The 19,758-nt window shown below is 67.6% G+C and carries 19 protein-coding genes; 16 read left to right on the top strand and 3 right to left on the bottom strand.

From position 1 onward, the window contains the following. The first annotated feature begins 18 nt into the window (after positions 1-18). Complete coding sequence (locus ACEE23_RS06150; RefSeq protein ID WP_368519136.1) at positions 19-1,779, top strand: proline--tRNA ligase; 1,761 nt, start codon at positions 19-21, stop codon at positions 1,777-1,779. After that, positions 1,772-2,128: a DoxX family protein gene (locus ACEE23_RS06145; RefSeq protein WP_368533891.1), complete on the top strand. Its 357-nt coding sequence runs from the start codon at positions 1,772-1,774 to the stop codon at positions 2,126-2,128. Before ACEE23_RS06150 ends, ACEE23_RS06145 begins: the two co-directional genes overlap by 8 nt. Here the strand turns inward: ACEE23_RS06145 and ACEE23_RS06140 are convergent. Together ACEE23_RS06140 and ACEE23_RS06135 are read right to left on the bottom strand one after the other, a co-directional pair. Then, complete coding sequence (locus ACEE23_RS06140; RefSeq protein ID WP_368519138.1) at positions 2,125-2,454, bottom strand: transglycosylase family protein; 330 nt, start codon at positions 2,452-2,454, stop codon at positions 2,125-2,127. The genes ACEE23_RS06145 and ACEE23_RS06140 overlap by 4 nt on opposite strands. Positions 2,455-2,671: 217 nt before the next feature. After that, positions 2,672-3,592, bottom strand: a complete 921-nt coding sequence (locus ACEE23_RS06135; protein WP_368519139.1) for a DUF4439 domain-containing protein — start codon at positions 3,590-3,592, stop codon at positions 2,672-2,674. A gap of 37 nt (positions 3,593-3,629) precedes the next feature. Between ACEE23_RS06135 and rimP the strand changes: the two genes are divergently transcribed. The 9 genes from rimP (at position 3,630) to ACEE23_RS06090 (ending at position 13,123) form a co-directional block, all read left to right on the top strand. Then, positions 3,630-4,187: a ribosome maturation factor RimP gene (rimP, locus tag ACEE23_RS06130; RefSeq protein ID WP_368519140.1), complete on the top strand. Its 558-nt coding sequence runs from the start codon at positions 3,630-3,632 to the stop codon at positions 4,185-4,187. 15 nt (positions 4,188-4,202) lie between these two features. Beyond that, positions 4,203-5,219 carry a transcription termination factor NusA gene (nusA, locus tag ACEE23_RS06125; RefSeq protein ID WP_368519141.1) on the top strand — a complete coding sequence of 339 codons (1,017 nt, stop codon included), beginning with the start codon at positions 4,203-4,205 and terminating at the stop codon, positions 5,217-5,219. Between the two features lie 133 nt (positions 5,220-5,352). After that, positions 5,353-5,712, top strand: coding sequence for a YlxR family protein (locus ACEE23_RS06120; RefSeq protein ID WP_368519142.1), 360 nt, complete (start codon positions 5,353-5,355; stop codon positions 5,710-5,712). Between the two features lie 107 nt (positions 5,713-5,819). Further along, positions 5,820-8,621 carry a translation initiation factor IF-2 gene (gene infB, locus ACEE23_RS06115; RefSeq protein ID WP_368519143.1) on the top strand — a complete coding sequence of 934 codons (2,802 nt, stop codon included), beginning with the start codon at positions 5,820-5,822 and terminating at the stop codon, positions 8,619-8,621. A gap of 166 nt (positions 8,622-8,787) precedes the next feature. Then, on the top strand, positions 8,788-9,225 hold the full coding sequence (gene rbfA, locus ACEE23_RS06110) for a 30S ribosome-binding factor RbfA (RefSeq protein ID WP_070768491.1): 438 nt from the start codon (positions 8,788-8,790) through the stop codon (positions 9,223-9,225). Positions 9,226-9,229: 4 nt separating this feature from the next. Continuing rightward, the gene (locus tag ACEE23_RS06105) at positions 9,230-10,198 is read left to right on the top strand and encodes a DHH family phosphoesterase (RefSeq protein WP_368519144.1); all 969 of its coding nucleotides are present in this window, start codon (positions 9,230-9,232) and stop codon (positions 10,196-10,198) included. Next, on the top strand, positions 10,198-11,607 hold the full coding sequence (locus ACEE23_RS06100) for an MATE family efflux transporter (RefSeq protein WP_368519145.1): 1,410 nt from the start codon (positions 10,198-10,200) through the stop codon (positions 11,605-11,607). Before ACEE23_RS06105 ends, ACEE23_RS06100 begins: the two co-directional genes overlap by 1 nt. A gap of 38 nt (positions 11,608-11,645) precedes the next feature. Then, positions 11,646-12,452 (top strand): metallophosphoesterase family protein, encoded by an 807-nt coding sequence (locus tag ACEE23_RS06095; protein ID WP_368519146.1) that lies wholly within the window; start codon positions 11,646-11,648, stop codon positions 12,450-12,452. A gap of 2 nt (positions 12,453-12,454) precedes the next feature. Next, positions 12,455-13,123 carry a 4'-phosphopantetheinyl transferase family protein gene (locus ACEE23_RS06090; RefSeq protein ID WP_368519147.1) on the top strand — a complete coding sequence of 223 codons (669 nt, stop codon included), beginning with the start codon at positions 12,455-12,457 and terminating at the stop codon, positions 13,121-13,123. A gap of 59 nt (positions 13,124-13,182) precedes the next feature. On the opposite strand, the gene truB is transcribed toward ACEE23_RS06090, so the two are convergent. After that, complete coding sequence (gene truB / locus ACEE23_RS06085) at positions 13,183-14,076, bottom strand: tRNA pseudouridine(55) synthase TruB (RefSeq protein WP_368519148.1); 894 nt, start codon at positions 14,074-14,076, stop codon at positions 13,183-13,185. A gap of 47 nt (positions 14,077-14,123) precedes the next feature. Between truB and ACEE23_RS06080 the strand changes: the two genes are divergently transcribed. From ACEE23_RS06080 to ACEE23_RS06060, 5 genes are all read left to right on the top strand, one after another. Then, entirely contained in the window at positions 14,124-15,143 is a 1,020-nt protein-coding gene (locus tag ACEE23_RS06080) for a bifunctional riboflavin kinase/FAD synthetase (protein ID WP_448871442.1), read from the top strand. Positions 15,144-15,176: 33 nt separating this feature from the next. Further along, positions 15,177-16,109: a nucleoside hydrolase gene (locus ACEE23_RS06075; protein WP_368519149.1), complete on the top strand. Its 933-nt coding sequence runs from the start codon at positions 15,177-15,179 to the stop codon at positions 16,107-16,109. Positions 16,110-16,240: 131 nt separating this feature from the next. After that, entirely contained in the window at positions 16,241-16,510 is a 270-nt protein-coding gene (gene rpsO / locus ACEE23_RS06070; RefSeq protein ID WP_070768484.1) for a 30S ribosomal protein S15, read from the top strand. A gap of 261 nt (positions 16,511-16,771) precedes the next feature. After that, complete coding sequence (locus ACEE23_RS06065) at positions 16,772-19,024, top strand: polyribonucleotide nucleotidyltransferase (protein WP_368519150.1); 2,253 nt, start codon at positions 16,772-16,774, stop codon at positions 19,022-19,024. A gap of 82 nt (positions 19,025-19,106) precedes the next feature. After that, positions 19,107-19,739, top strand: coding sequence for a DUF1707 SHOCT-like domain-containing protein (locus ACEE23_RS06060; RefSeq protein WP_368519151.1), 633 nt, complete (start codon positions 19,107-19,109; stop codon positions 19,737-19,739). Positions 19,740-19,758 lie beyond the last annotated feature (19 nt).

Here is a 19,758-nt window from a genome sequence, read left to right as displayed (position 1 = left end):
GCGGGGTATATTTGTGACATGATTACTCGCCTGTCTGAGCTGTTTTTACGTACCCTCCGCGAAGATCCTGCGGATGCGGAAGTCCCTAGCCACAAGCTGCTGGTCCGCGCGGGCTACGTGCGCCGAACCGCGCCGGGCATCTACACGTGGTTGCCGCTGGGGTTGCGGGCGCTGCGCAAGATCGAAGACGTCGTGCGCCAGGAAATGAACGCCATCGGCGGCCAGGAAGTGCTCTTCCCGGCGCTGCTGCCGCGCGAGCCCTACGAGGACACCAGCCGGTGGACCGAGTACGGCGACAACCTCTTCCGCCTGAAGGACCGCAAGGGCGCGGACATGCTGCTCGGGCCGACGCACGAGGAGATGTTCACCACCGCGGTCAAGGACATGTACTCGTCCTACAAGGATTTCCCGGTGACCTTGTACCAGATCCAGACCAAGTACCGCGACGAGGAGCGCCCCCGCGCGGGCGTGCTCCGCGGGCGTGAGTTCACCATGAAGGATTCCTATTCCTTCGACATGTCCGACGAGGGCCTGGAGGACAGCTACCAGCGCCACCGCCGCGCCTACCAGAACATCTTCAACCGCCTGGAGATCGATTACGCCATCTGCCAGGCCACCTCGGGCGCGATGGGCGGGTCGGCCTCGGAAGAATTCCTGGCCGTGTCCCCGGTGGGCGAGGACACCTTCGTCCGCGCCACCGACGGCGACTACGCCGCCAACGTCGAGGCCGTGGTCACCCAGGCCCCGGCCGAGCGCGATTTCTCCGGCGCTCCGGCCGCTGAAATCCACGAGACCCCGGAGGCCGGCACCATCGAGGCCCTGGTGGACTGGGCCCGCGAGGCGGGCATCGAGGTCGACGGCCGGGCCGTCGAGGCCGCCGACACCCTCAAGTGCATGGTCATCAAGACCCGCCAGCCGGGCGGGGACTGGGAGCTGGCCGGCGTGCTCATCCCGGGCGATCGCCAGCTGGATGAGAAGCGCCTGGAGGCCAGCCTCGAGCCGGCCGAGTTCGAGCTGGCCGAGGAGGCCGACTTCGCCCGCCACGACTTCCTGGTCAAGGGCTACGTCGGGCCGAAGTCGCTCAACGACAACGGCGTGCGCGTGCTCGCCGACCCGCGCGTGGTCAACGGCACCTCCTGGATCACCGGCGCGGACGCGCCGCAGCGCCACACCGTCGGCCTGGTGGCCGGCCGCGACTTTAACGTCGACGAATTCGTCGAGGCCGCCGAAATCCGCGAAGGCGATCCGGCGCCGGAAGGCCAGGGCACCCTGCGCCTGGAGCGCGGCATCGAGCTGGGCCACATCTTCCAGCTGGGCCGCAAGTACACCGAGGCCTTCAACGTGTCCATCCTCGACGAAAACGGCAAGCGCGCCACGCCCACCATGGGCTCCTACGGCATCGGCATTACCCGCATGCTGGCCGTGCTGGCGGAGCAGCGCCACGACGACAAGGGCCTGAACTGGCCGGTGGAGGTCGCGCCCTACCAGGTGCACGTGGTCGTCGCGAACAAGGACCAGGCCGCCATGGCCGCCGGCGATGAGCTGGTCGGCAAGCTCGACCAGCGCGGCATCGAGGTCCTCTTCGACGACCGCCCCAAGGTCTCCCCGGGCGTGAAGTTCAAGGACGCCGAGCTACTGGGCATGCCGTTTATCGCCATCCTCGGCCGCTCTTTCGCCGACGGCATCATCGAGCTGCGCGTGCGCGGCGGCGAGACCCTCGAGGTCCCGGTTGATGAGATTGTCGACACCCTGGTGGAGCGGGTGCGTGGCAATGAATAGGGCACAGGTTTTCGCCGCGGCCCTGGGCGGCATGGGAGTGCTGCACTTCGCCGCGCGCGACGCATTCGAGTCCATCGTCCCGCCGCAGCTGCCCGGCCACCCGCGGCTGTACAACTACGCCTCGGGGCTGTGGGAGCTAGCCACCGCCGGCCTGCTGTGGCGCAAGGACACCCGCCGGGCGGGCGCGGCCAGCGCGTACGCCTTGCTGCTGGCGGTGTGGCCGGCCAACTTCTACCACGCATGGAAAGAGCGCTCCGGCTCGGTGCCGAAGCGCTGCTATCACGTGGTGCGCTTGCCGCTGCAGATTCCCATGCTGCAGCTGGCGCGCCGTATCTATCAGGCGAACTAGCCCAGCGGGCCGCCGCAGTTCGGCCAGGCGCCCGGGCCCTGGGTGGCCAGGACGTTTTCCGCCACGGCGATCTGCTGTTCCGGGGTGGCCTGGTCGGCCTGCGGGGCGTACTGCTGGCCGCCGTGTGCCGCCCAGGTCTGGGCGTTGAACTGCAGGCCGCCGTAGTAGCCGTTGCCGGTGTTGATCGACCAGTCGCCGCCGGACTCGCAGGCGGCTACCTGCTGCCAGGCGTCGGCGCTAGCGGCGCCCGCGGTCGGGGCGGCGAGGCCGGCGACACCGATCGCGGTAGCGGCTGCGGCGGACAGGAAAGACTTCCGGGAAAACATAAACTCCTAAAAATAGGCTGCAAGGTCTGTCTGGTTGCATGAGCTACCGAGCCCGTCGGCAACCAACGACCGTCCAACTTAGGATCGTCCCCCGCGGCCATGCAATGAAAACCTCCGCAAAAACCGATAACGGTTTTCTGGCCGCCCGTTCAGGCGGCGTTAAGCTCGCCGCTGCGCCGGGGTGCCCGCGACGCCGCCGCAACCGCGATCAATCCCGCTAGGAGCGGGCGGCGACCGCGATGAGCCAGTCGCGCCACTCGGTGGAGGCCGACTGCCCGCTCAAGCGCGCGGCCTCCTCGGTGGCGGCAGCCCGCCAGGTCTCGGCGTTGGATTCGCGCAGGGACCGCACGAACTGTTCGGCGCTGGCCGCGTCCGTGGGCAGCTCCAGCCCGGCCGGCTCGTAGCCGGCGGCCGGCTGCGGAACGTCGCCGGTGGCCGCCAGCGCCTGTTGGAGCTGGGCGGTCAGGTGCGCGTGCGCGTCCAAGCGGGCGTCGATGATGGGCTCGAGCCAGGGCTCGGCGAACGCGCGGGCGAAGTCCAGGCCGAAGGACTGCTGGTATTCCCAGTCCAACAGCTCGCGCGCGGCCTCTGCCTGCTCCGGATCGAGGGTATCGACGGCCAGCTCGGGCGCGGGATCGGACTCGGAATCCGCGCCCGCGCCAGCCTCCGCGGCGAGGCTATTGACAGCGGCCGAGAGATCGATGGCCTGGTCGGTGACCAGGGGGCGGGACTCCGCCGTCACGGCGGTGAGCTGGCCAAGCACCGCGTCGCGGGCCCGGGTGAGCACGGCCGCGGAGTCCACGGAGTCTTCGGCGCCTTCGCCCGGGGCAGTTTGTCCGTCGGCTGTGGCTTCGGTGGCGTGCTCTACTTCGCACGACTCCGGCACTTGTCCGTCCCGGGTGCCGCACAGGCGGGCGACCTCCGCGTAGAGGGCGTCGGCCTGGCCCTGGCGCAAGTCTGCGTTTTCGGGATCGGTGGTATTCAAAGCCTGGGCGTCTGCCTCCGCGGCCTGGGCCAGCTCCACCAGGGTGGCGTCCGGCCGGGGACCGAAATAGTCCACCACGGGTTGGCAGGCGGTCGTGGCGGGCACGAGCGCAATAACGGCGACGGCAGGGGCGGCTAGCTTTCGGCGGTTCACGCAAGAGACTGTACCCGGTCGGGTTAGGCTAGAGGTTATGGCTTTCCCAGACTCGGCAACATTGACGGAATTCGTGCAACCGCTCATTCAGGACCGCGGCCTCGACGTCGAAGACATCAAGACCACGCGGGCGGGCAAGAAATCACAGGTAATCATCCGTGTGGACGGGGATAAGCGGCCGACCTCGGACGTGCTGGAGGAGGTCTCCGATCTCATCTCCCAGCGCTTTGATGCCGCCGAGGACGCCGGCGAGCTCAACTTCGGCGCCGGTTACACTCTGGAGGTCTCCACCCCGGGCGTGGACCTGCCACTTACTGCCCCGCGGCACTTCCGCCGCAACCAGGGCCGCCGGGTGGCCGTCGAGCTGGCCGATGCCCCGGGCCAGCGCACCGTCTGGCGGCTGGGCGCCCTCAACGCGGACAACACCGAGGTCATCGTCGTCCGCACGGTCAAGAAGGACCTCGAGGTGGAGATCCTGCGATTGGCTAATATCGCCCGGGCAGTGGTAGAAATTGAATTCGCGCAACCTTCAGCCGCCGAGCTGGAAATCGCGCGCGAAGACTTTGAACATGCGGCCGAGCGCGTCTCGGCCTAACGAGAGGATCGACAAGTGAATATTGATCTGGCGGCACTGCGAGCCATCGAAAAGGAACGCGAGGTTCCGGTATCTGAGCTGCTGCGCTCCATCGCGGGCGCCCTGCTGAGCTCCTACCTGGACTACCGCGGCGGCTCGGCCCGGGACAACGCCAAGGCCCGCGTGGACATCGACTCGGAGACCGGCGCGGTCGCCGTCATCGTCAGCGAGCTGGACCCGGAGACGGGGGAGCTGGCCACCGAATACGATGACACGCCGGAAAACTTCGGCCGCGTCGGTGCCCGGGCGGTCCGCGAGGCCATCTACGGCCGCCTGCGCATGGCCGAGGCCGATCGCACTTTCGATTCCTACTCTCACATCCAGGGCACGGTGGTCTCCGGCATCGTCGAGCGCGAGGCCACGCTGAATGCCCGCGGCATCATCGTCGTCCAGCTGGGCACCGAGGCCGAGCCCCAGGACGGCATCCTGCTGCCGGCCGAGCAGATCCCGGGCGAGAAGCTGGAGCACGGCGACCGCGTCAAGGCCTACGTCGTAGGGGTCAGCCGCAACGGCAACAACGTCCAGATCAACCTCTCGCGCACCCACCCGGAGCTGGTCCGCGGGCTCTTCGAGCTCGAGGTCCCAGAGGTCGCCGATAAGGCCGTGGAGATCCTGGCGATCGCCCGCGAGGCCGGCCACCGCTCGAAGGTCTCCGTCCGCGGCACCGTCAAGGGGCTCAACGCCAAGGGCGCCTGCATCGGCCCCCGCGGCCAGCGCGTGAACAACATCATGCGCGAGCTCGGCGGAGAGAAGATCGACATCATCGACTACCACGATTCCCCGGAGGTCTACGTCGGCAACGCCCTGGCCCCGTCCAAGGTGGTGCGCGTCGAGGTGCTCGACCCGGACGCCCAGGTCGCCCGCGTGACCGTGCCGGACTACCAGCTGTCCCTGGCCATCGGCAAGGAAGGCCAAAACGCCCGCCTGGCCGCCCGCCTGACCGGCTGGAAGATCGACATCCATTCGGACGCGGACGCCGCCGCCCACGAATAGGCGCGAGACGAGTTAGGCCCCACACGCGGAGTGTGGGGCCTAAGTTCATTTTTAGTCCACTTTGCCGTAAACTATTGGACGGCCCTAACGCGGCCAGGTTTCATGGAGCACAGCCAAGATTCGGAGGTAATGAGTGCGAGCTAATCGGGCCCGGCCCATCCGGCTTCGCACTTGTATCGCCCACCGAACGACGCATCCTGACTCGGAATTGCTGCGCGTGGTGGCAACCACCACCCCAGACGGCACGGTCATCGCCGTGCCCGATCCGCAGCGTTCACATCCGGGGAGGGGAGCGTGGATCCAGCCCACCCTGGCTGCCTACGAGCTAGCGGAGAAAAGGCGCGCCTTCGGGCGGGCTCTTCGCGTGTCTGCAGCTGTGGACACAGGTCAGATTAGAAAGTACTTGGAGGAAGAATCCGCCAAGGAACCCCATGCCACGGCCGGCAACGGCCGTGGGGAAGACCCTGAGATTGTAAGGAAGACCGAACACTGATGAGCGCACAACGATGAAGCATCAGCGATGAAAGTCCTACGTAAACCCTAGGGGTCATGACCGCCTTTCCGGCGCTTATGGCCTCTAGCTAACCCAAGAGGAGACAAGTGGCCGGAAAGCTACGTGTTCACGAGCTGGCTAAACAGCTCGGTGTAACCAGCAAGGAACTGCTCGCAACCCTGAAGGAACAAGGCGAGTTCGTCAAGACCGCCTCGTCCACCATCGAACCGCCGGTGGTCAAGAAGATGCGCGCCCACTATGAGGCGCAGGGCGGCGGCGACAACGCCGCCGAGCAGAAGTCCGCCAACCAATCCAAGCCCAAGCCGGGTGCCGCAAAGTCCGCCCCGAAGCCGGGTGCTGGCAAGGCAGCCCAGAAGCCGGGCGCTAGCAAGTCCGCTCCCAAGCCGGGTGCGGGCAAGGCTGCCCCGAAGCCGGGTGCGCCCAAGCCGGGCGCCGCTAAGTCGGCTGCCCCGAAGCCGGGCCAGGAGGCCCCGAAGCCGGGCGCGGGCAAGTCCGCCCCCAAGCCGGGTGCGGGCAAGGCAGCCCCGAAGCCGGGCCAGGGCCGTGGCGACAACAAGTCGCGCGGCGGCGAGCGCCCGACCCCGGGCAATGCCATGCCGCGCCCGATGCCGAAGCCGGGTGGCACCCGCCGGGTGGCCAACAACCCGTTTTCCACTGGCGGCTCCAGCGAGCCGCGCGGTGGCGGCAAGGGCGGCCCGCGTCCGGGCGGCACCAAGGGCCCGCGTTCCGGCGGCAACAAGCCGGGCCAGGGCCGCGGCGACAACAAGCCGCGCGGCGGCCAGTCCTCCGGCGGTCAGGGCGGCGGTCGCCGTCCTACCCCGGCGATGATGCCGTCGCACCCGAACCCCGCTTCCATGCCGTCCAAGTCCGCCAATGGCGGCGGTGGCGGCCGGGGTGGTCGCGGCCGCGGTGGCGGCCCGGGTCACGGTCCGGGCGGTTTCCGCGGTGGCCGTGGCGGTCGTCGCGGCGGTACCGCCGGCGCATTCGGCCGGCCGGGTGGCGCACCCCGCAAGGGCAAGAAGTCGAAGCGTCAGAAGCGGCACGAGTTTGAGGAGCAGCAGAAGCACGTCGTCGGCGGCGTTCGCCTGCCCGACGGCGGCGGCAAGACCGTGCGTCTGCGCCGCGGTGCTTCGCTGGCGGACTTCGCCGAGAAGATCGGCGCGGATCCGGCCGCCCTGGTCCAGGCGCTGTTCAACCTGGGCGAGATGGTCACCGCTACCGCTTCCGTCTCGGAGGAGACCCTGCAGCTGCTGGGTGCCGAGATCAACTACAAGGTCGAGGTCGTCTCCCCGGAGGACGAGGACCGCGAGCTGCTCGAGTCCTTCGACCTGCAGTTCGGTGAGGACGAGGGCAGCGAGGAAGACCTCGCTAAGCGCCCGCCGGTGGTCACCGTCATGGGTCACGTCGACCACGGTAAGACCCGCCTGTTGGACACCATCCGTAAGACCAACGAGCGCGAGGGTGAGGCCGGCGGCATTACCCAGGGCATCGGTGCTTACCAGGTAGACGTGGAGGTCGACGGCGGCGATCGCGCCATCACCTTCCTGGATACCCCGGGCCACGAGGCGTTTACCGCCATGCGTGCCCGCGGTGCCAAGTCCACGGACCTGGCCATCCTGGTCGTGGCCGCTGATGACGGCGTCATGCCGCAGACCATTGAGGCCATCAATCACGCCAAGGCCGCGGACATCCCGGTCGTGGTGGCGGTGAACAAGATCGATAAGCCGGAGGCTCAGCCGGACAAGATCCGTGGCCAGCTCACCGAGTACGGCCTGGTGCCGGAAGAGTACGGCGGCGACACCATGTTCGTGGACATCTCCGCCAAGGCGGGCCAGAACATCGAGGAGCTGCTGGAGGCGGTCGTCCTGACCGCGGACGCGGCCCTCGAGCTGACCGCCAACCCGGACATGGACGCCCAGGGCGTGGCCATCGAGGCCTACCTGGACCGCGGCCGTGGCCCGGTGGCTACGGTCATCGTCCAGCGCGGTACGCTGCGCATCGGCGACTCCATCGTCGTGGGCGACTCCTTCGGCCGCGTGCGCCGCATGCTCGACGAGTTCGGCAACGACGTGGAAGAGGCGGGCCCGTCCCGCCCGGTCCAGGTCCAGGGCCTCAACGGTGTCCCGGGCGCCGGCGACAACCTGCTGGTGGTCGAGGACGACCGCGTGGCGCGCCAGATCGCCGCCCAGCGTGACGCCCGCAAGCGTTCCGCTATGCAGGCCAAGGCCCGCAAGCGCGTGTCCCTGGAGGATCTGGATGCGGTGCTGAAGGAGACCTCGACGCTGAACCTGATCCTCAAGGGCGACAACGCCGGTTCGGTCGAGGCTCTGGAAGACGCCCTGCTGGACATCGAGGTCGACGACGAGGTGCAGCTCAACGTCATCGACCGCGGCGTCGGTGCGGTCACCCAGACCAACGTCACCCTGGCGGCGGCTTCCGATGCCGTCATCATCGCCTTCAACGTTCGCGCTGAGGGCAAGGCGACCAACGAGGCCAACCAAGAGGGCGTGGATATCCGCTACTACACGGTTATCTACCGCGCCATCGAGGATGTGGAGAAGGCCCTCAAGGGCATGCTCAAGCCCATCTACGAGGAGCGCGAGACCGGTGCGGCCGAAATCCGCGCACTGTTCAAGTCCTCCGCCGTGGGCACCATCGCGGGTTGTATGGTCACCGAAGGCCAGGTCAAGCGCAACGGCAAGGTGCGCATCGTCCGCGATGGCAACGTCATCGCCAGCGATGCCCGCATCGAGTCGCTGCGTCACGAGAAGGACGACGCCAACGAGATCAACGCCGGCTACGAGTGCGGTATGGTCCTGTCCTTCCCGGACATCCAGGTCGGCGACCAGATCCAGGCCTACGAAGAGGTCGAGGTCCCGCGCGACTAGTTCCTGCCAGTTGCCAGCTACTAGCTGGCGCTAACCGGTAGGTGTACTACCGGAAGCGATTGTCCCCGCCCCGCCATCGTGCGTGGCGGGGATTTTTCGTTGCGCGGGGAAGATAGAATAGATTAGCTTGAAGATCGATTTTTCCAACTCAGGTCTAGGAGGAGCAATGGCAGACCACGCACGCGCGGGACGCATGGCGAAGAGGATTCAGGCAATTGTTGCTAACGCCCTCGAACACAACATCAAGGACCGCCGCGTGGAGCTGGTGACGGTCACCGACACCCGGGTGACCGGGGATCTGCACGACGCGACGGTCTACTACACGGTCCGCGGCCGCGACATCGACGACGAGCCGGACTTCGACGCCGCCGCCGAGGCCCTGCACCGCGCCCGCGGCCAGCTGCGCAAGCTGGTCGGCGACCAGCTGGGCGTGCGTTTCACCCCGACGCTGAGCTTCGAGGTCGACACCGTGCCGGAGTCCTCGGCGCACATGGAACAGCTGCTGGAAAAGGCCCGCGCCCGCGACGCCGAGCTGGCGAAGCTGAAGGAAAACGCCCAGCCGGCCGGCGAGGCGAACCCGTATAAGGAGAAGGAAAGCGAGTAAACCCGTGCTCGAACAGGACTATGAGCGGGTAGTGGCGGCGATGCGCGCAGCGGACAGCGTGTGCATCATCACCCACCTGCGACCGGATGCCGACGCGGTGGGATCGGCCTGCGCGTTGAATATGGCGCTGCGGCAGTTCGACAAAACCACCCGCGTCGTCATCGGGCAGCGCCGGGAGATCTCCCGCAACCTGCTCACCATCCCCGGCGCGGAGGCCGTCGAGCTCGTCGATGACCTGCCGGACGGCTACGACCTGTACGTCACCGTGGACTGCGGCTCGCTGGATCGCACCGGTTCGCTGGCCCAAGCGGTGGAGGAGCAGGCGGCGGCCGGGCGGGTGGTCTGCATCGATCACCACGCCTCGAACCCCGGCTTCGGCTCGGTCAACCTGGTGGACTGCGATTGCGAGTCCACCACCGTGGCCCTGACGCAGATCCTGGACATGCTCGACGTGCAGATGAACAAGGACATCGCGCACGCGCTCTACGCCGGGCTGGTCACGGACACCGGTAGCTTCAGGTGGGGCCGGCCGGCCATGCACGAATACGCCGCGCGCCTGATGCACTACGGGCTCGACACCAAACAGATCGCAGTCGAACTGCTCGATAGCACCACCGCTTCCGATCTGCAGATGCTGGGACGGGTCCTCGCCGGCGTGCAGGTCGTCGAGGCCGGCTCCCACACGCTCGGCGTGCTGGTGGGCCGCCTGGCCGATATCGGGGATCACTCCGATGCCGCCGTGGAGTCGCTGGTGGAGTTCGTCCGCGCCCTGGACGGCACGGACATCGGCGTCGTGTTCAAGGAGCAGGCGCCGGGTGTCTTTGCGACCTCGCTGCGTTCCTCGGTCGTGGACTGCTCGTCCATCGCCCTGCGCTTCGGCGGCGGCGGGCACGTCCCGGCCGCCGGCTACACCGCCCACGGCACCCCGGAAGAAATCACTGAGAAGTTAGTGGAAGTTGTACGCACGTATTAATGACTAAAGACGAAAACTCTGCCGATACCACCCCCGACGCGAGCGCTGCCGCCACGAGCGATGCCGCCGCGAAGGAGGCCACCACGACCGGCGGGAAGGCCCCGGAGGTCACCCTGCGGCGCATCCTGGGGCTCGCACTTCCCGCGCTTGGCGTGCTGGCCGCGATGCCGCTCTACCTCCTGTTTGATACGGCCGTCGTCGGCCGTTTGGGCGCCGAGGACCTGGCGGCGCTGGGCGCGGCGGCCGCGGTGCAGTCGGTGGTGACCACGCAGCTGACGTTTTTGTCTTATGGCACCACGGCCCGCGGCGCGCGCCTGTACGGGGCGGGCAAGCGCGCGGAGGCCGTCGCCGAAGGCATCCAGGCCACCTGGGTGGCCCTCGGCGTCGGCACGGCGCTGGCGGTTCTCATGTGGCTTTTTGCCGAGCAAATTACGTGGTGGATGACCGGCAACGCCGACACCGCCGCGCGGGCGGCCCAGTGGCTGCACATCGCGGCCCTGGCCATCCCCATCACCCTGGTGGTCATGGCCGGCAACGGCTGGATGCGCGGCGTGCAAAATACCCGCAAGCCGCTGGTTTTCACCCTGGCCGGGGTTATCCCCGGGGCTATCTGCGTGCCCATCTTTGTCCACCTCTGGGGCCTGCCGGGCTCGGCGGCGGCCAACGTGCTGGGCATGGGGATCGTGGCCACGCTTTTTCTCATCGAACTGGCCCGGCAGCACGGCGGGTCCTGGAAGGTCCGCCCGCGAGTCATCGGCCGCCAGTTGGTGCTGGGCCGGGACCTCATCCTGCGCTCGTTGAGCTTCCAGGTCGCCTTCCTGTCCGCGGCCGCCGTGGCGGGCCGCTTCGGCACGGCCTCCCTGGCCGCGCACCAGGTCATGCTGCAGCTGTGGAACTTCCTGACGCTCGTGTTGGATTCCCTGGCGATCGCGGCGCAGACGCTTATCGGCGCGGCCCTGGGCGCCGGCTCGGCGCAGGCCGCCCGCCGCACCGGCGGACGCATTATGCACTATTCGGCCGGCTTCGCCGCGGTACTCGCCGCGATTTTCGCGCTGGGCGCCGGGGTCATTCCGCGGATCTTTACCAATTCCGACGCGGTGATTGAGGCCATGCGCGGGCCCTGGTGGGTCATGGTGGCGATGGTGGTTGCCGGTGGCATCCTCTTCGCCTTCGACGGCGTCCTGCTGGGCGCGGGCGACGCCGCCTACCTGCGCAACATCACCATCGGTTCGGTCCTGGTGGGCTTTTTGCCCGGCATCTGGTTGGCCTATGCCGCCGACGGGGGCCTGCTGGGGATTTGGTTGGGCCTCGGGGCGTTTATCGCTTTGCGTACAATCGCGGTGGTATACCGTTTCTACTCCATGCGCTGGGCCGTCGTCGAGCCCCGCGCGGTGGCGGACGCGGAATAGCAGCCAACTGAACCGACAGCGACAACGAGGAGGACCAGGTGCCACGCACCCTGTGGGCGGTCGCGGACCTGCACGCCGCCGTCAAGGCGAACACGCCGCACATCGACGGCTTGGCGCCGAACAACCCCCAGGACTGGCTCATCGTCGCCGGCGACGTCGCGGAGCGCAGCGAGCTCGTGCTGCGGGTGCTGCGGCAGCTAAAGTCCCGCTTCGCCGAGGTCATCTGGGTCCCCGGCAACCACGAGCTGTTCAGCCGGTCGGGGGACCGCTACCGCGGCCGCGATAAATACGACGAGCTCGTCGCCGGCTGCCGGGACCTAGGCATCTACACCCCGGAGGACCCGTACCCGGTCTTCGCCGGGCACACAGTGGCGGGCTTGTTTACGCTCTACGACTACAGCTTCCGCCGCCCCGGGGTCAGCGTGGAGGAGGCCTTGGCCGCCGCGCGGGAGGCCCAGCTGGTGATGACGGACGACTTCGCCATCGCGCCTTTCGTGGACATCCGCGCCTGGTGCTGGGATCGGCTGGCCTATACCATCAAGCGCCTGTCCCGGATTTCCGGTCCGACGGTGCTGGTCAACCACTGGCCGTTGGTCCAGGAGCCGACGCTGCGGCTGGGGATCCCGGAGATCAGCCTGTGGTGCGGCACGCGCCATACCCGCTCCTGGGCTAAGCGCTACGACGCCAGCGCCGTTATTTACGGGCATCTGCATATGCCGGGCACGACCGTGGTCGATGGCGTGGAGCACCACGAGGTTTCCCTGGGCTACCCGCGCCAGTGGCGCCAGTGGGGAGCCGACCGCCGGCCAACCTGGCCGTACCCGGTCTTGCGGGAGGAGGACTGATCATGCTCGAGCCAAGCCTGTTCCCGGACTCCGCCCGGTTCTGCTACGTGCGGACCCGCTCGGAGCATTCCGACCTGATGAATTTCCAGGCGCTGCACCCGCTGGAGCAATCCATCGTCTCCCGGTCGGTCAACGTCCGCAAATCCGAGTTCGGCGACGCCCGCTGGTGCGCCCACGAGGCCCTGCGGGAGGCCGGCTACACCGGCAGTGAGCCGATCCTGCGCGGCGAGCGGGGCAAGCCGCTCTGGCCGGAGGGGTTTACCGGCTCCATGACACACACCGAGGGTTTCCGCGCGGCCGTGGCGGCGCCCACCACCAAGGTGCGCTCGCTGGGACTGGACGCCGAACCGGCCGAAGAGCTGCCGGAGGGCGTGCTGGCGATGATCGCCCGCTCCGGCGAGATCCCCCAGCTCTACCGGCTGCGCGCCGCGGGTATCCCGTTCGCCGACCGGTTGCTGTTCTGCGCCAAGGAGGCCACCTACAAGGCGTGGTTCCCCATGACGGACCGCTGGTTGGGTTTCGAACAGGCCGAGATCGACCTGCGCGAGGACGGCACGCTGATTTCTTACCTTTTGGTCAGGCCCACCCCCGTGCCGTTTATCTCCGGGCGCTGGCTGGTCCGGGACGGCTACGTGGTGGTCGCCACGACGGTGGACGTCAACTTTCCCTGAACCCGGAATCCGGGCCGGCGGAACGCAAGGCTGGAGAATCCGGGACGGAAAGCAGCGGGCTAGAGCGTGGACGGGCGCGCCACGAAGACGGTGGCCAGGCGCTTGCCCTTCTCCTTGACTAGGGCGACCGCGCGCCCGTCGGGGCCGACGGCGGCGTGCGTGCCCTCCAGCCCGCGGGGCTCAAGCCACTGTCCCATCGCGAGCGCGGCCTGCTCGTCGGCGGTGACCTCGAGGACGGGGTAGCAGCGGGTGAGCGCCTCGTCGAGGGAGAGTGACAGGCGGGGAGAATCCTCGAGCTCGGCCAGGGGAGCGGAATCAGACAGGCGGAAATTGCCCACGGCCGTGCGCCGCAGGGCGGTCAGGTGCCCGCCGCAGCCCAGCGCTTCCCCCAGGTCGCGGGCCAGGGAGCGGATATAGGTGCCGGAGGAACACTCCACGCTGCACTCGATATCGATCCAGCCGTCGGTCCGGGCAATGGAGTGCACCTCAAAGGAGTGGATGGTCACCGGGCGGGCGGGGATGTCCACGTCCTCGCCGTCGCGCACCCGCTCGTGGGCGCGCTTGCCGGCGATCTTGATGGCGGAGACGCTGGCCGGCCGCTGCATGATATCGCCGCGCAGGTCCTGGATGGCGGCGTAGATGCGGGCATCGTCGATTTCCTCGGTGGCCCCGCGCGAGGTGATTTCGCCTTCGGCGTCGTCGGTTGTGGTCGCCGCGCCCAGGCGGATGGTGGCCTCATAGGCCTTGGTAGCCGCGACGAGGTGGGCGAGGAATTTCGTGCCGCGCTCCAGCCCGGCGATGAGCACTCCGGTGGCCATCGGGTCGAGGGTGCCGGCGTGGCCGACTTTGCGGGTGCCGAAATAGCGGCGCAGCCGGGCCACGACATCGTGTGAGGTCATGCCCGCGGACTTGTCCACAATTACCAGTCCAGAGCTAGCGAGAGGATCCGTCATGGCCTTCGAGTCTAGGGCATGGGCGGCCATGTTCTAGCATAGAGGACGTGGATATTTGGTATGGAATGGAAGCCATCAGCGACCAACTGGCGGCCAGCGTGGTCACCATCGGCGTCTTCGACGGCGTACACCGCGGCCACCAGCAGCTGATCGAGCGCACCGTGAGCCGGGCCCACGCCCAGGGCGTCAAGGCGGTCATGGTGACTTTCGACCCGCACCCGGTGACCGTCTTCTTGCCGCAGCGCGCCCCGCTGGCGGTGACCACGCTGCAGCGGCGCTTCCAGCTGGCAGAGCGCTACGGCCTCGACGCGGTGGTCGTCATCGACTTCACCCACGAGCTGTGCGGCCTGAGCCCGCGGGACTACGCCCAGACGCTCTTGGTCGACAAGCTGCACGCCCAGGGCGTGGTCGTGGGCGCGAACTTCACCTTCGGCGCCGACGCCGCCGGCACCCCGGCGGTCCTGAAAGAGCTGGGCCAGGAGATGGGCTTTGCGGTCGACGTCATTGAGCTGCTCGACGACGAGGGCGTGCGCATCTCCTCGACCACGGTGCGCCAGTTCCTCGCCGCCGGCCAGGTCGACCGGGCCAACTGGGCGCTGGGGCGGCACTTCTCGGTCTCCGGGCCCGTGGTCCGCGGGGCCGGGCGCGGTGGCAAGGAGCTGGGCTATCCCACGGCCAACCAGTACTTCCCGGACTCCATCGCCATCCCCGCCGACGGCGTCTATGCCGGCTGGTTCACCATCGACGAGCCCGCCGCGCCTATCGAGGGCAACATGGAGGCCGGAGTGGCCTACGCGGCGGCGATCTCCGTGGGCACGAACCCGACCTTCGGGGACGAGCAGCGCTCCGTGGAATCCTTCGTGCTGGACCGCAGCGCCGATCTCTACGGCCACGACGCGACGGTGCAATTTACCGCCCACGTCCGCGACATGGTCAAGTTCGATTCCGTCGACGAGCTGCTCGCGGCCATGCGCAACGACGTGGCGAAAACCCGCCAGCTGCTAGCACAAGACGCCCAGGCCTGCGGCTGGGAGCCGGGCACCTTTTTCCTGGAAAGCGAAAGCTAGCTAGCGCGGCTAAGCGCAAGGAAGGACGCCTAAGTGCGCAAGATCATCCTGGACCTAGACACCGGCATCGACGACGCCCTGGCGCTGGCGCTCGCCGTGGCCCACGAGGACCTCGAGCTTATCGGGGTGCTGGGCACCTACGGCAACGTTGAGGTCGAGGTGGGCGTGCGCAATACTTTGGCGCTGTTAGAACTGCTCGGTTGCGAAGACGTGCCGGTCTTCGTCGGCCCGCAGCGCCCGGGCTTTGCGGTCAGCGCCGCCTCGGCCGGCATCCACGGCGCAAACGGCCTGGGCGGGGTAGAGCTGCCCGCGCCCAGGCGTCAGCCCGAGCCGGAACCGGCGGTGGATTTCTTAGTCCGCATGGCCCACCAGAACCGCGACACCGGCGATATCGTCTTCGTGCCCACCGGGCCCTCGACCACCCTGGCCCGGGCCCTGGAGCGCGACCCGGTGGTGGCCAGCCTGCCGGTCGTCATGATGGGCGGGGCGCTGACCGTGCCGGGCAACGTCACCGCCTGGTCCGAGGCAAACGTCTCCCAGGACCCGGCGGCGACCGATGCCGTCGTGCGCGGCTGCCAGGATCTGACCATGGTGGGCCTCGACGTGACTTTGCAGACGCTGCTGACGCGGGCGACCACCCGGGCCTGGCGGGCCGCCGGCACGGCGGCGAGCGTGGCCTATGCCGACATGGTGGATTTCTACATCGACGCCTACGCGAAAAACTCGCCCCACCTGGGCGGGTGCGGCCTGCACGACCCGTTGGCCGTGGCGGTCGCCGCGGAGCCAGACCTGGTCGGCTGCCGGCGGATGCCGCTCAAGGTCGACGTGGACGGGCCCACTATCGGGCGCACCATCGGGGACGAATCCCGGATCGGGGAGGACTCCGGGGTAGCAGTCGCCCTGGATGTCGACGCCGAGCGTTTCGTCGACGGCTTCGTCCGCCGGCTCGAGCGCGTGCTCGTGTGATTTGGTGGTTTGCGCCGCTAGCAGCTAAGATTTCCGGATAGCTTTGTGACTGCGGTCCGCAGCAGTTGCGGCGGCGCCTTTTTGGGTGCTTGATTTCATGCGGACTGAAATATGTTTGAGGAGATTATCTCATGGCACTGACCACTGAGAAGAAGGCCGAGATCCTGAAGGAATACGGCCTCCACGAGACCGATACCGGCTCCCCGGAAGCCCAGGTGGCCCTGCTGACCTACCGCATCAGCAACCTGACCGAGCACCTGAAGGACCACAAGCAGGATCACCACTCCCGTCGTGGCCTGCTGCTGCTGGTCGGCCGTCGCCGCGGCCTGCTGAAGTACCTGGCTTCCACCAACATCGACCGCTACCGTGACCTGATTTCCCGTCTGGGCCTGCGTCGCTAATTTCTAGCGTCGATTGTCGCACAAGGCGTTGAGCACCTGCCGTGCTCAGCGCCTTTTTTTGCGATCTCTTAGGCGTTTTCTCCCGCCCGGCCGGCGGCCGTGGCGGCGGGGCTAGGAGGTCTCCACCACGATTTTCGTGGGCGGCGTTGTATCGGTCCGGCTTTTGAGCTGGTACGATTGAGCACCGTTGTGTGTGAATTCAACGTTGTACGACTACCGGCGACACCGACGATTGCCGGATGATGAGGAGAATTAACTTTAATGAGCGCTAACAACGCTGTTGAGTATGTAAACGACGAAGACTTCGGCATCACCGAAGCTATCGCCACGCTGGATAACGGGGACTTCGGTACCCGCACCATCCGCTTCGAGACCGGGCAGTTGGCCCGCCAGGCCGACGGCTCGGTGACCACCTACCTGGACGACGACACCATGCTGCTGGCCACCACCACGGCCTCCAACCAGCCGCGGGAGGGCTTCGACTTCTTCCCGCTGACCGTGGACGTGGAAGAGCGCATGTACGCCGCGGGCAAGATCCCGGGCTCGTTCTTCCGCCGCGAGGGCCGCCCGTCCACCGAGGCCATCCTGGCCTGCCGCCTGATTGACCGCCCGCTGCGCCCGACCTTCGTCAAGGGCCTGCGCAACGAGGTCCAGGTCGTCATCACCGTGATGTCCCAGGCCCCGGATGAGTACTACGACGTCGTGGCCATCAACGGCGCTTCCGCCGCGACCCAGCTGTCCGGCCTGCCGGTCTCGGGCGCCGTGGGCGGCGTCCGCATGGCGTTTATCGCCGATCAGAAGCACCCGGAGGGCCAGTGGGTGGCCTTCCCGAACTCCGAGCAGCACGACCGCGCGCTGTTCGAGATGGTCGTGGCCGGCCGCATTGTCCAGCGCAAGAAGGGCCGCAAGACCGTCGAAGACGTGGCCATCATGATGGTCGAGGCCGGCGCCGGCATCAACGTGGCCGAGCGCGTGGCCGAGGGTGCCCCGGCGCCGCAGGAGTCCGCCGTGGCCGAGGGCCTGGAGGCCGCCAAGCCGTTCATCAAGACCCTGTGCGAGGCCCAGGCCGGCCTGGCCGAGCGCGTGGCCAAGGAGACCCAGGAGTTCCCGCTCTTCCCGGCCTACTCGGACGAGATCTTCCAGGCCGTGGAGAAGAAGGCCAGCAAGAAGCTGGAGAAGCTGCTGACCATTGCCGGCAAGCAGGAGCGCGACGAGGCTACCAACGAGCACATGGAGCAGGTCGAGGCCGAACTGCTCGAGCGCTTCGAGGACGACGACGCCTCCAAGCAGATCCGCAGCGCTTATAACGCGGTGATGAAGGAGATCGTCCGCCACAAGATCCTGACCGAGGGCTTCCGCATCGACGGCCGCAGCGTCACCGACATCCGCGACCTGGGTGTCGAGGTCGAGCTGGTCCCGCGCGCCCACGGTTCCTCCCTGTTCGAGCGCGGCGAGACCCAGATCCTGGGCGTGACCACCCTGGACATGCTGAAGATGGAGCAGCACATCGACTCCCTGACCCCGGTCGAGTCGAAGCGCTACATGCACCACTACAACTTCCCGCCGTACTCCACCGGCGAGACCGGCCGCGTCGGCTCCCCGAAGCGCCGCGAGATCGGCCACGGCGCGCTGGCCGAGCGCGCCCTGCTGCCGGTCATCCCGTCCCGCGAGGACTTCCCGTACGCCATCCGCCAGGTCTCCGAGGCGCTGGGCTCGAACGGCTCGACCTCGATGGGCTCGGTCTGCGCCTCGACGCTGTCGCTGTACAACGCCGGCGTCCCGCTGAAGGCCCCGGTGGCCGGCATCGCCATGGGCTTGGTCTCCGGCGAGGTCGACGGCAAGGAGAAGTTCGTCGCCCTGACCGACATCCTGGGCGCGGAGGACGCCTTCGGCGACATGGACTTCAAGGTCGCCGGTACCTCCGAATACATCACCGCCCTGCAGCTGGACACCAAGCTGGACGGCATCCCGTCCGCCGTGCTGGCTGACGCGCTGGAGCAGGCTCGCGATGCCCGCTCCGCCATCCTGGCCACCATGGCCGAGGTCATCGAAGGCCCAGACGAGATGTCCCCGCTGGCGCCGAAGATTACCTCCGTGCAGGTCCCGGTCAACAAGATCGGTGAGCTCATCGGCCCGAAGGGCAAGACCATCAACTCCATCACGGAGGAGACCGGCGCCGACATCACCATCGAGGACGACGGCACCGTCTACGTCTCCGCCGAGTCCGGCGAGGCCGCCGACGCCGCCCTGGACAAGATCAACTCGATTGCCAACCCGCAGCTGCCGAAGGTCGGGGAGCGCTTCCTGGGCACGGTCGTCAAGACCGTCGCCTTCGGCGCGTTCGTCTCCCTGACCCCGGGCCGCGACGGGCTCATCCACATCTCCAAGCTGGGTGGCGACGAGCGCATCGAAAAGGTCGAGGACGTGGTCAACGTGGGCGACAAGATCCAGGTCGAAATCGCCGACATCGACAACCGCGGCAAGATCTCCCTGGTGCCGGTCGACGAGGACTAATAATCCAGCGGCTGGTAGGTCAATGACCTAGCGATCGATAGTTAAGGGGCCGGAAGGCCCCTTTTCTTGTATCGTTAGATGTATGGACACACCCCGACAGCGCGCTGGCGATAAGCAGCGCCACGCAGCCGCTGAGCTGGTCAGCCAGGCTTTCAGCGAGGGCAAGATCAGCTTGGCTGAATTCGACGAACGCTCCCAGCGCGTCTGGGAGGCCACCTACGTGGACCAGCTCACCGAGCTGGTCGACGACTTGGGGCTAAGCCACGACCTAGACAAGCGGGACACGCCCGCGCCAGCGCGCAACGCCAGCTACCCCGTGGTGGTTCCCAACCGGGAGGGCTCGAAGTTTTCGATCGGCATCATGGGCGGGGCAGAGCGCTTCGGCGGCTGGCACTGCGAGCCCAGCCACTTTGCCTTGAGCATCATGGGCGGCAGCGAGCTGGACTTCTCGGAGGCCACCATCGGCGCCAACCGCGTGGTCATCAACGCCTGGGACCTCATGGGCGGCTCGGAAATCCGCGTGCCGGAAAACTACAACATCCGCCTGGAAGGCTTCGGGATTATGGGCGGCGCGACCGTCAAGAACGGCCCGGGCGTGACCGTCCCGCTCTCGGAGGTCCCGGAAGACGCGCCGACTATCGTGCTGGTCAACTACGCGCTCATGGGCGGCAGCGACATCATCCGCGTGCCGGAGGTGCGCCGCCGGAAGGACTAATCCTTTCCGGCGCTCGCCT

The organism is Corynebacterium sp. 32222D000AT (genome assembly GCF_053546955.1).
The sequence above is the reverse complement of the archived record's forward strand: the minus strand, read 5'-3'. Positions and strand labels throughout refer to the sequence as shown.

What these genes read in the sequence shown, in the direction of transcription:
- rimP (WP_368519140.1), top strand. Translation starts at nt 3,630, where the DNA reads ATGGCTTTCCCAGACTCGGCAACATTGACGGAATTCGTGCAACCGCTC.
- ACEE23_RS06150 (WP_368519136.1), top strand. Translation starts at nt 19, where the DNA reads ATGATTACTCGCCTGTCTGAGCTGTTTTTACGTACCCTCCGCGAAGAT.
- ACEE23_RS06065 (WP_368519150.1), top strand. Translation starts at nt 16,772, where the DNA reads ATGAGCGCTAACAACGCTGTTGAGTATGTAAACGACGAAGACTTCGGC.
- ACEE23_RS06145 (WP_368533891.1), top strand. Translation starts at nt 1,772, where the DNA reads ATGAATAGGGCACAGGTTTTCGCCGCGGCCCTGGGCGGCATGGGAGTG.
- ACEE23_RS06090 (WP_368519147.1), top strand. Translation starts at nt 12,455, where the DNA reads ATGCTCGAGCCAAGCCTGTTCCCGGACTCCGCCCGGTTCTGCTACGTG.
- truB (WP_368519148.1), bottom strand. Translation starts at nt 14,076, where the DNA reads ATGACGGATCCTCTCGCTAGCTCTGGACTGGTAATTGTGGACAAGTCC.
- ACEE23_RS06100 (WP_368519145.1), top strand. Translation starts at nt 10,198, where the DNA reads ATGACTAAAGACGAAAACTCTGCCGATACCACCCCCGACGCGAGCGCT.
- ACEE23_RS06140 (WP_368519138.1), bottom strand. Translation starts at nt 2,454, where the DNA reads ATGTTTTCCCGGAAGTCTTTCCTGTCCGCCGCAGCCGCTACCGCGATC.
- rpsO (WP_070768484.1), top strand. Translation starts at nt 16,241, where the DNA reads ATGGCACTGACCACTGAGAAGAAGGCCGAGATCCTGAAGGAATACGGC.
- rbfA (WP_070768491.1), top strand. Translation starts at nt 8,788, where the DNA reads ATGGCAGACCACGCACGCGCGGGACGCATGGCGAAGAGGATTCAGGCA.
- ACEE23_RS06060 (WP_368519151.1), top strand. Translation starts at nt 19,107, where the DNA reads ATGGACACACCCCGACAGCGCGCTGGCGATAAGCAGCGCCACGCAGCC.